Source organism: Streptomyces sp. NPDC050264, from assembly GCF_040655895.1.
GTDB lineage: Bacteria > Actinomycetota > Actinomycetes > Streptomycetales > Streptomycetaceae > Streptomyces.
On sequence record NZ_JBFAKV010000012.1, the window covers coordinates 1 to 12,292 of the forward strand.

Annotated in this window: 13 protein-coding genes and 1 pseudogene; 6 read left to right on the forward strand and 8 right to left on the reverse strand. The window is 67.8% G+C overall.

Going from position 1 to position 12,292, the window contains the following annotated elements:
• Window positions 1-356: 356 nt before the first annotated feature.
• From AB0J02_RS22225 to AB0J02_RS22235, 3 genes are all read right to left on the reverse strand, one after another.
• Window positions 357-590: a hypothetical protein gene (locus AB0J02_RS22225; RefSeq protein WP_363195466.1), complete on the reverse strand. Its 234-nt coding sequence runs from the start codon at window positions 588-590 to the stop codon at window positions 357-359.
• Between the two features lie 252 nt (window positions 591-842).
• The gene (locus tag AB0J02_RS22230) at window positions 843-2,126 is read right to left on the reverse strand and encodes an alpha/beta hydrolase (RefSeq protein WP_363195467.1); all 1,284 of its coding nucleotides are present in this window, start codon (window positions 2,124-2,126) and stop codon (window positions 843-845) included.
• 83 nt (window positions 2,127-2,209) lie between these two features.
• A complete protein-coding gene (locus tag AB0J02_RS22235) occupies window positions 2,210-3,118 on the reverse strand; it encodes an alpha/beta hydrolase (protein WP_363195468.1) in 909 nt (302 codons plus the stop codon).
• Between the two features lie 423 nt (window positions 3,119-3,541).
• On the opposite strand from AB0J02_RS22235, the gene AB0J02_RS22240 reads away from it, so the two are divergent.
• A complete protein-coding gene (locus AB0J02_RS22240) occupies window positions 3,542-4,147 on the forward strand; it encodes a SigE family RNA polymerase sigma factor (RefSeq protein ID WP_363195469.1) in 606 nt (201 codons plus the stop codon).
• Between the two features lie 291 nt (window positions 4,148-4,438).
• Here AB0J02_RS22240 and AB0J02_RS22245 read toward each other — a convergent pair whose 3' ends face one another.
• The 3 genes from AB0J02_RS22245 to AB0J02_RS22255 all read right to left on the reverse strand — a co-directional run bounded on the left by AB0J02_RS22245 (window position 4,439) and on the right by AB0J02_RS22255 (window position 7,091).
• On the reverse strand, window positions 4,439-4,783 hold the full coding sequence (locus tag AB0J02_RS22245; protein WP_363195656.1) for a DUF6192 family protein: 345 nt from the start codon (window positions 4,781-4,783) through the stop codon (window positions 4,439-4,441).
• Window positions 4,784-5,422: 639 nt separating this feature from the next.
• A complete protein-coding gene (locus AB0J02_RS22250; protein WP_363195470.1) occupies window positions 5,423-6,145 on the reverse strand; it encodes a dienelactone hydrolase family protein in 723 nt (240 codons plus the stop codon).
• 202 nt (window positions 6,146-6,347) lie between these two features.
• A complete protein-coding gene (locus AB0J02_RS22255) occupies window positions 6,348-7,091 on the reverse strand; it encodes an alpha/beta fold hydrolase (RefSeq protein ID WP_363195471.1) in 744 nt (247 codons plus the stop codon).
• Window positions 7,092-7,334: 243 nt separating this feature from the next.
• Between AB0J02_RS22255 and AB0J02_RS22260 the strand changes: the two are divergent.
• A pseudogene (locus tag AB0J02_RS22260) lies at window positions 7,335-7,577 on the forward strand (transposase); the annotation flags it as partial.
• 316 nt (window positions 7,578-7,893) lie between these two features.
• Here the strand turns inward: AB0J02_RS22260 and AB0J02_RS22265 are convergent.
• A complete protein-coding gene (locus tag AB0J02_RS22265; protein ID WP_363195472.1) occupies window positions 7,894-8,484 on the reverse strand; it encodes a TetR family transcriptional regulator in 591 nt (196 codons plus the stop codon).
• Window positions 8,485-8,874: 390 nt separating this feature from the next.
• On the opposite strand from AB0J02_RS22265, the gene AB0J02_RS22270 reads away from it, so the two are divergent.
• From AB0J02_RS22270 to AB0J02_RS22285, 4 genes are all read left to right on the forward strand, one after another.
• A complete protein-coding gene (locus AB0J02_RS22270) occupies window positions 8,875-9,786 on the forward strand; it encodes an SDR family oxidoreductase (protein ID WP_363195473.1) in 912 nt (303 codons plus the stop codon).
• A 259-nt stretch (window positions 9,787-10,045) separates the two neighbouring features.
• Window positions 10,046-10,399 carry a hypothetical protein gene (locus AB0J02_RS22275; RefSeq protein ID WP_363195474.1) on the forward strand — a complete coding sequence of 118 codons (354 nt, stop codon included), beginning with the start codon at window positions 10,046-10,048 and terminating at the stop codon, window positions 10,397-10,399.
• 12 nt (window positions 10,400-10,411) lie between these two features.
• On the forward strand, window positions 10,412-10,873 hold the full coding sequence (locus AB0J02_RS22280) for a hypothetical protein (protein ID WP_363195475.1): 462 nt from the start codon (window positions 10,412-10,414) through the stop codon (window positions 10,871-10,873).
• 170 nt (window positions 10,874-11,043) lie between these two features.
• Window positions 11,044-11,778: a hypothetical protein gene (locus AB0J02_RS22285; RefSeq protein ID WP_363195476.1), complete on the forward strand. Its 735-nt coding sequence runs from the start codon at window positions 11,044-11,046 to the stop codon at window positions 11,776-11,778.
• 64 nt (window positions 11,779-11,842) lie between these two features.
• Here the strand turns inward: AB0J02_RS22285 and AB0J02_RS22290 are convergent, their stop codons facing one another.
• Window positions 11,843-12,229, reverse strand: a complete 387-nt coding sequence (locus AB0J02_RS22290) for a transposase (RefSeq protein ID WP_363195477.1) — start codon at window positions 12,227-12,229, stop codon at window positions 11,843-11,845.
• Window positions 12,230-12,292 lie beyond the last annotated feature (63 nt).

Sequence of the window (12,292 nt, forward strand, 5' to 3'; positions counted from 1 at the left end):
CGCCGCTCGCCGCGTCGGTGTCCGAGCCGGAGCAGGCCGTCAGGGACAGCCCCGCCACCGCCGTCAGGGTCGCGGCGGCGATCCGCAGATTGCGGCGGCTGGCGATACGGGCGGTGGTGGTGGCACGCATGTCGGATCCCCTTGAAGCGGTCGGTGTCGTTGTTTCCCCGGTACGACAACGACTCTGCCCGGTACCGCTACCGTCCGGTCGCTGAGCGCTAACGCCTCACTAACGCCCCAGGACTGCGCGGCTGTCGTACGCAGCGCGAGGGGGCCAGGCCCCGCACCGTGCGGGGCCGGAAGCTGATCATCCGGCCCCGCCACGGCATGTGCAGGAGCGCCAGCCCCTGCCCCGATCAGAGATGCGCGGACAGCTCCTCCGTGTTCTTCAGCGGCGGGCTCGTAGGCCACGGGGCGTACCCGCACCCATCCGCCACCTTGCTCAACGCGGCGATCTCGGCCGGGTCGGCGGTGAGCTTCCAGCGCAGCTCGGCCGTGGCGGCCGCGTCGAGCATGATGTGGTGAACGCTTCCGGCAATCCAGGCCAACTGCTGCTCCTGACCCGCACGCGCCACGTGGGCAAGAGTCACTGAAAACTCCGTTCTCAGCGTGATCGCTGGGCTGTTACGAGCGGCGCCCCGATCCGCATACTTCCCAAAGGGTCGGCCGCCGGAACCGTCCGACGGCCGGTGTGTGGTGGGAGAGCCGATTCCCGTCGCACGCATGCGGGGTGCACCGAAGTTGGGACGCTTACGTGGTTGCTGCTCCTTACACGAGGCGAGGAAATGTCCTGTGGACCGGCGGTGCGCGAACGGAGAACCCTTTACGCAGACAGCTGCCGTTCAGGGAGCAGCGGTGGTGACGTCCACATCGGTGATGGCCGCGTCGGGATGCCGCACTCCCGTCAGTACCTGGTCCTGCCCGGTGTCGCCGAGGAGGTAGCGGCGGAAGAAGGCACCGAGGTACGTGGCGGCGACATGGCGCTGCTGTGGCTCGGTCAGCTGCCTGGCCGGCGTCGCACCCTCACGGTCAGTGCACTGCCCGGGATGACCTTCCACCGGCGTGGCGTCGTCGGAGGCCGCGACCTGACGGCTCTGGGGCGACCACTGCGTGTTGAAGTAGTTGTGGTTCGCCCCGTGGATCGCGAACCGGTAGAAGCCGCTCCGGTTTCCCTTGGCAGCGTCGGCCGCGAACCAGAGTGCCTCACCGCCGACCTGTCCGTCGCATGTTCCCCGGAAGGTGGCGAAGGGGGTCTTGGTGATCGTGTAGTTGGACATGTCCTCCGTCATCACGTTGTAGGCGGGCGCCACAGCGGCCACCGCCTTGACCTCAACACCCTCGGGCCACTGCCCTCGATGGCTGTCAGCCGCCTGCCAGGTGACCCCGGCGCCTGCCCTGGAATGCCCCATGATCCCCACGTTGCCCATGTCCACGTGGTGGGCGAAGCCGACGCGTCGCGCCGCTCCGGTCACCGGGTCGGCGAACTTCCCGGCGAGCTCACCGTTGCCCTTGGAGCTGAGCTTCTGCCACATGCGCAGATGCCGGTTGATGAGATCCGCCCGCGTGGCAGCATTGTCGTCCCCCCACACGGAGGAGGCATTGATGCCGTTGGCGCCGACCGAGACCACGACAAACCCCTGATCGGCCAACCTGCGGCCCAGGTAGTCGTATCCGCGCTCACTGGGCATGACGGGTGTTCCCGACGCACACGGCCAGGCGGACAGCTTGGCATTGGCAGCTTCATACGCGGCGTCGTCACCATCGTGCTCGGCAGCTGTGCGCGCTGCGTCTGCCTCCCGGTCGGCGCAGGTGTCGTGCAGGCCGTGCAGCATCACAATCAGTGGATGCCGCCCCGTGCCCAGGTCGGCGGGGTAGTGCACCACCCCGGTCAGCTCGACCGGTTGACCGGTCTGTGGCAGGCGCCAGGCCTCATTGCCCAAGTCGTAGCGGACTGTCCTGGTGGAGGACTCGGACGAACGCACCGTGCTCCGTCCCGTCGCCTCGTTCGGTGTCGCGGCACCGGATGCATCCGTATACGTGAAGGCCGCTGCTGCGGCGGACAGCACCGCAGCCGACAGGCCCAGCAGACGAGCCGAAGCCCTCGTGCGCTTGTGTCGCTTCATCATGTCTCTCTCGGTGAGTGCAGGGCCGGCCCGGAGCGTACGGTCCCGCTCGTGGCCGTTGCCCGGGGTGAAGGTGAAGTCCGTCCTCAGCGGGCGGCGGCGTAGGAATCCATCACGAACTGGATGACCCGGTCTTGCAACGCGGCCCCTGAAGCACCTGCCCGCTTGATCATGTCCGTTCCGTGGAAACCGCTCTTGTTGATGACCAGTTCCTTCTTGCGGGCAGCGGAGGCCGCATAGACCTCACGGACCTGCTTCTCCACCGCGCCCTGCATGTCACCGGGCGACACCACGAGAAGCGTCGGAACGCTCAACTTCCTCACCGCCGCCACGCCGTCCGCCCCGAGGCAACGGGCAGGCGAGGACATCATCAACAGGCCCACCACCCGCAAGGGCGTGTCAACCCCGGCGACCGCTGCCGTCGTTCCCCCGCACGACGCTCCCGCCAGGAACACCCTCTTCGCGCCGACACGCCGCAGTTCCGCCAGTCCGGCACGGGCATCTCGGTCAATGTGCTCGTTGACGGCCGTTTTCTGGGACGCACCGTGATTGCGGTACTCGGGGATCACCACGTGGTAGCCGCGCTTCGCCAGCTGCCGCCCGATGTCGACGAACGAGCAGATGCTGTAGCCCTGCTCGTGATCCAGAAGAACACCGTCGGGCCCCTCCCCCAGGACCAGCGCCGACAGATGCACCCCGTCGCTGGTCGTCAGCGTGGTGGCTTTGCTCCTCAGGTCCTTGGGCACACACGTGTTGACGAGATACCCCCGTGCCGTGCGCACGGTGCGATCGGGAGAGCTCGGCTCGTACGAGGCCGGCTCATGATCCGGCGGCGGCGCGGGAGCACTGGTCCGTGCCCCGGAGGGCACCGGCGCGGTGGACGTCGCAGCTCCCGCTTCCGGGTCGTGCCCGGCCCCGCCGGCCGGGCTCTCACAGCCCGACACCAGGCCCAGGCACACCAGCGCGGCGGCGGCAGCGGCTCTGACTTTCAGCACAGTCTTCCTCAGGTCTCACATCCGACGGCGACGTGTCCTGCGCATGCCGGACACGCACGTCCGCACCGGATCGGAACATCTCTTACGCCTTGACAGACGTACGGACCTGCCCGAGGTTGCAGGCTGCGACGATCAATGTTCCGAAAGCGGGAGACGGCCAGGCCACGCCACAGCCGCACGCCAGCGCCGCGCGGTGAACTGCAACCTGTCGGCGCCCCACACGTCCTTACTCAGGAGAGGGCCCCCTGAAAGCCCTGAACCCCTCGATCCACGCACTAGGTTGACGCATATGCCAGAAATAACCCGCTGGGAAACCATCCGTGGCAGCATCCGCCCGACGCCCCCACGGCGCCCCGGACCGGATGACGGCCGACACACACAGCATCAGGACGTCACCACCCCGCCCGCGAGGAAAAGGCACTGATGGCTGCCGTTTCCGCCTGTGAAGGTGCTTTCCCGCGCAGCCGGTGGCGATGGCTACTGGCCCGCCTCTCCCCCGACCGAAACAGATCGGATCTCGAGGGCCGGCTGTCCGGCACGGCGTCGGAAGAAATCGACGGACTGTACCGCCACCGCAGGCTCGACCTCGTGCGCCTGGCCGTCCTCTTGGTCGACGACATCCCCACAGCCGAGGACGTCGTCCAGGAAGCCTTCGCGGCTTTCTATCGACGACACGGCAACGCGCTCGACCACATCGCCGACCCCGGGGCCTACATACGGCGCAGCGTGGTCAATACCGCCAGGGACGTGCTACGCAGGAGGCGCACCGTGCGCGCATACATCCCCCCGCGCATCCTCCCCGCCCCACCACCGGAAGAAGAGATCCTCCTCAAGGAAGAACACCAGGAAGTGCTGCGAGCATTGAGACTGCTCACCGTGCGCCAGCGGGAGGTCCTCGTCCTCAGGTACTGGTCGAACATGTCCGAAGCGGACATCGCAGCAACCTTGGGCCTGTCTCGGGGTGCGGTGAAGTCCACAGCGAGCCGGGCACTCACGGCTCTGGCCAGAAGACTGAAGGAGTCGCCATGACAGCCGTCGAGGACCGCCTTCGCGCCACACTGCGCGCCCGGGCCGACCAAGTCACCGCCCTCCGCCCGGCGTTCCCACCATCGACCCGCGCACGGATGGTCGACCACCCCGGACTGCGCAAGGCTGCGGTAGTCCTTCTGACCGCAGCCTTGGCAGCAGTCCTCCTCGTGCTGCCACGGCTCCTCTCTCGGGACGACCCATCAGTCCCCGCCAACACTCCCCCACCCGCCAGCCCGAGCAACAGCACGTCACCTTCACCCGCCGTTTCCCCACCGGACGAGACACCTAGACCTATCGCACCGTAGAGCAGCCGCAGCCGGGGCTGCGGCTGTCTGCCTCACGCCCTCCAGGGCATGGATCGCGTTGTTCTTCTCCTGGGGCGAGAGCGGGCTTGGCGACCTGGTGGCCGACCCACCGATTGGCCTGGACGGGAGTCCACATCCGCACGCCGGTACGCGGGTGCGGAGGCGGCTCGTGGATCGCGGTGAACCGCTCGTCCTCGTCCTCGATATGCGCCAAGGTCCGGTGGATCGTGTACGAGACATCCGGACGACGCTTCTCCGCCGGCCAGTGCGCCGCCGTCCAGCGCCTCGACTCCACCGTCCGGTAATTCAGCCCGATGTCCTCGGCCAGCATGAACAGCGATTGCCGCACCGACAGCAGCGCGCTCCCACCGTGGCGAGTGTCTACCGGCGGCGGAACAGGCCGCACGGTCGGGCCGCTTCCGCCTGTTCCCGCTCCTTCGCCTCGGCCTCCTGGCGCTCCCGCTCCTTCTCCTGTTGCAGGGCGAGGAGCTGGCACCGCTCGAACAGGCCGGGCCGCCACTTGTGGTCCGGCTGCGGGAACGTCTCGGCGATGTGCCACCGGTCGTCCGTGAGCTTCTCCCCGCACCGCGCGCACGACGGGCGCCGCGCTTCGTGCTGTGCCGCCTCCCGCTCATGCTGCTGCTTCTCCCGTACCTGCCGCTCCCGTTCCGCCTCAGCGCGCTGGCGCAGTGTGGCGTCTTGGCGGGGGTTGCCGACCGCGCTCCACAGATCCTCCAGGTGCCCCCTGCACCGACCGCCCCTCCACCGGACAGTGCCCTACCGCTCGACTGCGCTCAGCAGCCCGTTTCCTTCCGAATGTGCAATGTCACAGGATCTGACACAGGCACGACCCGCACCAGAACTTCCGAGAAGCACGGTGGTGAGCGTGCTGACCCACTCCGCTGCTAGAGCTCTCTGAAGGACTCCGGAGCTGCCCCAGGGCAGGAGTGAGCGCCAGAAGCCGATCTGATCACTCTGTTACGGGCAGACATTCGGCGAGCAGGTCGACGATGTCGCGCCAGGCTCGCTGCGCGTGTCGTGGGTGGTAACCGACGCCCGGGGGTGTGGGGTGGTTGACCGGTGGGTGGTGGAAGGCGTGCAGGGCCCCGCCGTAGACCACGCAACGCCAGTCGACGCCCGCGTCCCGCATCTCGGCGATGAACGCTTCCCGTTGCGCGGGCGGCATGATCGGGTCTTCCGATCCGACCCCAGCCCACACGGGGCAGCGAATGCGTGCCGCCTCGCCCGGTCGGCCCGTGGTCAGTGCGTTGACCGTACCGATCGCGCGCAAGTCGACTCCATCGCGCCCGAGTTCCAGCACCACCGCGCCCCCGGTGCCGTAGCCGATTGCGGCGACCCGCTCGATGTCGGCCCGCGGTTCGGCGCGCAGCACCTCGAGTGCCGCATGGCCAATGCCCCGCATCCGGTCGGGGTCTGCGAGAAGCGGCATGCAACGGGCCAGCATCTCCTCGGGGATGTCCAAATAGCGCCCGCCGTGGAGGTCAAAGGCAAGTGCCACGTATCCCAGCTCAGCCAGGGCATCGGCCCGGCGGCGCTCGACGTCGCTGAGCCCCATCCCCTCAGGCCCGATGAGGACTGCGGGCCGACGCTCATCACCGGCAGGGAGCGCGAGGTGCCCGATCATCGCGAGTGCATCGGCCGGGTATTCGACCGTATGTGTTGTGATCGTCATGAGGCTGGACCGTAGTGACCATCCAGCCAGGTCAGGCCGGTGTTCACCGTCGGCAGAAGGTGGTCCGCCGCGCCTGCACGAGGATTGTGTCGGTTCCCCCAATGACATCCCGATCTCACAGGGAGTTACAGACCGACGGTTCTGGCACAGCTACTGATTCTCCTTCGGTCCGGGGTGCCGGCGTGATGGGGGCGCGGGCTGGTCAGCGGGTGCGGGCAGCGGCGCCGAAGCCGAGGAACATACAGGTGAAGTAGTCCGGGTTCTCTTCGGGCACCCAGTGGCCGGCGCCGGGGACGAGGTGTCCGGTGACGTTCTCGGCGATCTCCTCGCCCATGGGCTGGTAGTTGGCCGCGAGGGCCTGGGCGCCGCCGCCGGATGCCAGGACGGGCACGGTGAGCTTGCCGCCGGCGGCGACGCCGGCACGGTGGACGGCTGCGTCGTGGTCGAGTGCGCGGTAGATCTCGCACAGTGCGCGCATCGCGCCGGGGGCCTCGAAGGCGCGGGCGTAGACGTCGATGTCCGCGTTCGTGTTCGCGTCGGGCTGGTAGGTGAGGTCGTCGAAGAAGCGGGTGATGTACCAGCGTTCGCGGCCGTGGGTGAGGTGGACGGCGATGTCGGGGTGGGCGTGGAAGTCGAAGTGCCAGGCCCTCTTCGCGGTCTTGCGCTGTTCGTAGTAGTCGGTGCCTGGCGGCGGCGCTTCCATGGTGGTGAGGCTGACGACGTCGCCTCGGTAGCGCAGGGCGTCGCCGAGGGCGAGCATCGAGCCGAGGTCGTGTCCGACGACGGAGATCGGGCCGTCGAGGCCGAGGTGGTCGTGGACCAAGGTGTGCAGGTCGCCGGCCATGGTCCATTTGTCGTAGCCGTCGCGCGGCTTGGCCGACGCGCCGGCACCGCGGTGGTCCGGGGCGATGACCCGGTAGCCGGCCTCCGCGAGCGGCCTCAGCACCTTGCGTGCCGGGCCTGGGGAGCGCCGTGGAGAAGCAGCACGGTCTTCTCACGTTTCTGCGGGAGCCGGCGGGCCGAGGTATTCGGGACACGCACGTCCGGCAACGACCCCATCAAGTCCGGGTCGAACAACGAACTCACGTCATCCCACAGCAGATCAGCCACCCCGCCATGCTGCCCGGCTCGCCGACCCGACGCACCCCCGTTTCCCTTGACCAAAGACTGTGAGTCTTCATCTGGCTGGTCCGGCAACACCACACGCCACCGCCTCAATCGCTGCGGCGACAGGCGTCTCAACCGCGCTCTGAACGTCATCGCGATGGTCCGCATGGTGCACCACCCGGCAACCCGCGCCTACGTTGACCGCCGACGGACCGAAGGCAAGACAGACCGCGAGATCCGCCGCTGCCTCAAGCGCTACCTCGCCCGACGCCTCTACCGCCACCTCAACGCCACCGCAGCGAAGTTGGGGGTTGACGAGACATAGAAGCTTCATAGGGGCACCCCCACCGCCCCCTGAGCGGTCGGCTCCGAAAGTCCTTCGGGGGTTGACTCCGGAGCCGTTGTCGCATGTAGCGATTGTCGGACTTCTGGCATGGCGAGGTAGAGGCTTGCAGGCGCAGTCCAGGGCTTCCTTGGGGCTACGGACGAAGCTGCCCGTGGGCAGGATGGCGTCTTCGTACCTGTCGCCGCTGGCGAGATAGAGGGCGAAGCCCCAGGTGGTGGCGGGTTCGACTCCCACTTTCGTCGAGGTCGAGTAACCCGCCTGCTCGTGGTGATAGGTGGTCGCGGGCGGAGCGGTATCAGCTTTCAGGCCGCGCCCGTTCCGGTGGGACGGTCACGAAGAGGGCGTGCAGATCGTCGAAGGCTTGGAGGAGATGTGCGTCCAAGCTCTGTGAGGGGTCGTCGATCCAGGCTTGGGCGGCGTGGTGGAAGGTGGCCCAGCCGGTTTGTGCGGCCAGGCCGGCCAGCCGGTCGGGCACATCGCGCTGACGTAGCGCCTCCGCTACGGCTTCGGTGAGGGTTGCAGCCTTGGCCAAGTCGCGCTCTCGGAGGGCCGGCGTCTTGGCGATGACCGCCAGCCGTGGCTCGGAGAACGGACGGTTGTCCTCAAGGATTCGTCCGGCTTTCCGGAAGGCGCACAGCAGAATACCGAGTGGCTGCAGGCCATCGGGGGCGCCGGCAACCTCCCGCACCAGCGCGGCACGCAGGTCGGCTTCCCCGTCGAAGAGCACCTCGCGCTTGTCCGGGAAGTGCCGGAAGAACGTGCGCTCGTTGAGGCCCGCCCGGGCGGCGATCTCAGCCGTGGTGGTCTGATCGAACCCGCGCTCCCGGTACAGCTCCAAAGCCGCCTGCTGAAGGCGGTGGCGCGCTTCTCTTCCGCTTCGTGGCACCCATTGAGGATACCGCATACGCCAGTGACTGACACCGCTTGACGCCAGTGACTGGCGCTACGTAAAGTCAGTCACTGGCGCTACTTGGCGCCAGTGACTGTCATTAAGTGGGAGGTTCTCGTCGCTGGTGGCAGCGACCCAGACCTTTCAGTCCGATCGCCGTCGAGGCGATCAAGGTCTTCGCCGAGCACCACGTACCGTAATTTCGCCGCACCGCTGGCCTGGTAGGCGATGCGCGGCGGTCGTCGGAGCCCGAGCGCCTCGCAGGCGTTGACGGGATGCGCAGGCGACACGTTGCGGCGCAGTTGCCCTCGACGGCAGCCCATTCCTGCCTCACCCACACCGGACCCCTTCAGCGGCCCCGGTGCACACACCCACGGAGAGCGTTTCATGCATATCTTTGCCACTGGTGGTTCTGGCCAGACCGGCCCCGCCGTCGTCGCCGAGCTCATCGCGGCCGGGCACAACGTCACTGGTCTGGCACGCTCGGATGCCGCCGCCGCCCGGCTGGAGTCGCTGGGCGCCACACCACACCGCGGCTCCCTGGACGACCACGACAGCCTGCGCCGCGGCGCCGAAGCCGCCGACGGCGTTTTGCACATGGCTTACGGCGGTGACTTCTCCGACCTCGACGACATGACGAGGCGCGATCGGACCGCGATCGAGGCCCTCGGCCAGCCGCTGGAACATTCGGGCAAGCCGCTTGTCATCACCTCGGGCACGCTGGTGATGCCCGCCGGCCGGGAGACCACCGAGAAGGACGAACCCGACACGGCCGGGCTCGCCGCCTTCCGTATCGAGGGTGAGCGGGCCTGTCTGGACTTCGCCCTCCGGGGAGTACGCGCCAGCGTGGTCCGCCTCGCTCCCACCGTCCACGGTCCCGAAGATCACGGCTTCATCCCCATGCTCGTCGCCACCGCACGAAAGACCGGCGTCTCGGCCTACGTCGGCGACGGCACCAACCGGTGGCCCGCAGTGCACCGGCTCGACGCCGCGGTCCTGTTCCGCCTGGCACTGGAGAAGGCTCCTGCGGGCAGTGTGCTGCACGGAGCGGCCGAAAGCGGCGTCACCATGATGAGCATCGCGCAGACCATCGCCCGGGGCCTGGACCTGCCCACGATCTCGTTGACCCCCGACGAGGCTGCCAGGCACTACGCCAGCCCGTTCATGGCCAGGGTCTACGGCTTCGACGCGCCCGTCTCCAGTGCTTACACACAGGAACTGCTCGGATGGTCTCCCATCCACCCGACACTGCTAGAAGACCTGGAACGCGGCGACTACTTGGCCACGCCGACCTCCTGACCCCCTCTCACCCATCCGAACTCCCGTCGTCGATGCCCCGGGGCGAGTCCGGATCGTCCAGGGGCACAGTCCCTGGCCGGGACCGCTGTCGTGGCGGACGGCCAGGCCCGCGAGCTGAGACCAGGAGGCGTGGGCAGTCAGCTCTTGAATGAGGGAGGGGCCTTGGCCGGTCCCGGCAGGGTAGGTGCGCATCCATCCTGCCCCGTGGTGGCTGGGCGCTTCGGACCCCCGCAAGTAAGATCCACATCTGCTGATCGGCTTGCTTGCCTTGCCCGTTGCCGCCGTCTGCCCGATAACCCTGGCCGCCTCGCAACGGCAGCGCCTGAAGAAGGCGGCCTTCGGTCACAAGACCCCGCACCAGGCCCGGATCCGCGCGCAGGTGGTGGTGCACGTGGCGCGGGGCCACTCCAACGCCCGGATCGCCCGGGAGACGGGCCTGCACTTGGACTCGGTGGTCGGTGGCGAAACCGGTTCTCCCACGGCGGCCCGCCAGCCATGGCCGACGCCAGACACTCGGGGCGCCCCCGCCCGGTTCACCCCGGTGCAGGTCGCCGAGACCAAGGCCCTCGCCTGCCAGTTACCGGCCGAGACCGGCATCCCGCTGTCGCGCTGATCGTGCCCGGAGTTGGCCACCGAGCCGACCGCGCGCGGGATCACCGACAGCATCTCGGCGTCCACGGTGCGCCGCTGGCTGCACCAAAACGCGATCAAGCCCTGGCAGCACCGGTCCTGGATCTTCATCCGCAACCCGGACTCCCGCGCCACGGCCCAGCGGGTCCCGGACTTGTACGCCCGTACCTTCGACGGCAAACCGCTGGGCGCGGGCGAGTACGTCATCCCCAGCGACGAGAAAGGTCGTCTCGCCCATCGACTTCCCCGACCTGCCCCAGGTCCGGGACCGGCTCGAGCATTCGAAGACCGCTACAACGCCACGGCACAGCCGTGCCAGTGGAGGTTCACCACCTCCGATCTGGACGATCTGCTGGCCAGACCCGACCGACACACACTCGCCGATCGACAGGAAGAATCCTCCGTCGCGCCGACAACTCGATCAACCCCCGGAGGACTTCCGAAGCCGACCACTTAGTTTCGTGCGGCAGGCCAGGTAGGCGGGGCGGTCGGAGAACGCGTCTCAGTTACTGAGACTTTCGAGTGGTAGTCGGGTAGTGACTGTTCAGCCCGCAGCATCAGCCCGGACACAGCCTGCTAATCTGCGATCTTCGCCGGTCATCCGGACGGAGTCCCCGGCGGGTAGCCATGTCACACCATCAGCAACTCATGACAGCCCTCGATGCACTGGACCGCGCCTTCGCCTCTGAGGAGCCGTTCCTCGTCGGTGGTTGCACGTACTGCTACGGCGAGGTGGGACTCGCCGAACTCTCCAGGCCGCTACACCTCATATCCGACGACATGGTCTCCGCGGCCGCCGCAGAGGTGCCCAGCCATTGGGACGACTTCCCGCGTCTCTACCGTCGTCTCGTGCCGCGCATCATCCGCCCCCTTGTCGCCGGTCAGTTCCACGTCTCCGAGGAGCTGATTGCCACCCGTTTGGCCGAGGCGGGCTGGAGCACCTGGGACGCGCCCCTGGCCGACGCTCTTCGCAATGTCTGGCACGCATGGTGGCAGGCCACCTTGCACACCCACCCCAGTCCAGTGTCCATCAGGGACGCCCTCGGCCTCATCACCGTCGCCACTGACAGCCTGCGCCCCTGGCTGGACATATGGACCGCCACCCGGACCCCGGCCGCCGACGCGCACTTGGCGGACCTGATGGGCGACGTGCTGTTCGAGTACAAGATCACCGACCTGAGCCTGGGGTTCCACAGCGAGTACCACGCCACCGCGGAGCTGGTGGAGTGGCTCCTCACCGATGTGCGCGACCGTGTCACCGACTCCCGTCTGGAAGACCCGGACTTCATTCACCACCTCCAGCAGCTGATCAGCACCCCGACTGACGCCTCAACCGACGCGGTTCACGAGGATGACTGCTGAGCTCTTGGGGTTGTTGTCGGCTGTTGGGTGCGTGTGAATCCGGTGCCTGCAAGGCAGCCGTCGATCAGGTCAGGGCGGACTTGGATGTTGCGCAGTCCCCGCGGAGGGTGCGTTCGAGGTGTTCGTCGTCGGTGAAGGCGGTATTGGCCAGCGGCCCACGCCGTAACAGCGACCAGACGCCCTCGACCGGGTTCAGGTCCGACGCGTACGAGGGCAGCTGGATGATGGTGAGCCAGTCGTGTGCAGCCGCGTACTCGCGCATTCCCTCGGCTCGATGGGTGTTGAGATTGCCCCAGATCAGCACGATGGGAGCCTGGAGCTGGATGTGGGCGCGGAGGACCAGGTCGCGATCGTCGCTCCAAGCGAACGTAGCGCGTCCCTTGCCCTTGTACTTGCGGTGGCGTCGCGGCCAGTAGATCAGCCGGGACGTCTCGCCCGGTTTGAGCAGCACATCGCCGCGATCGACCAGCGGCGAAGGGCGGGTCTGTCAATTTAACGGGTCTTGCAAGATTTC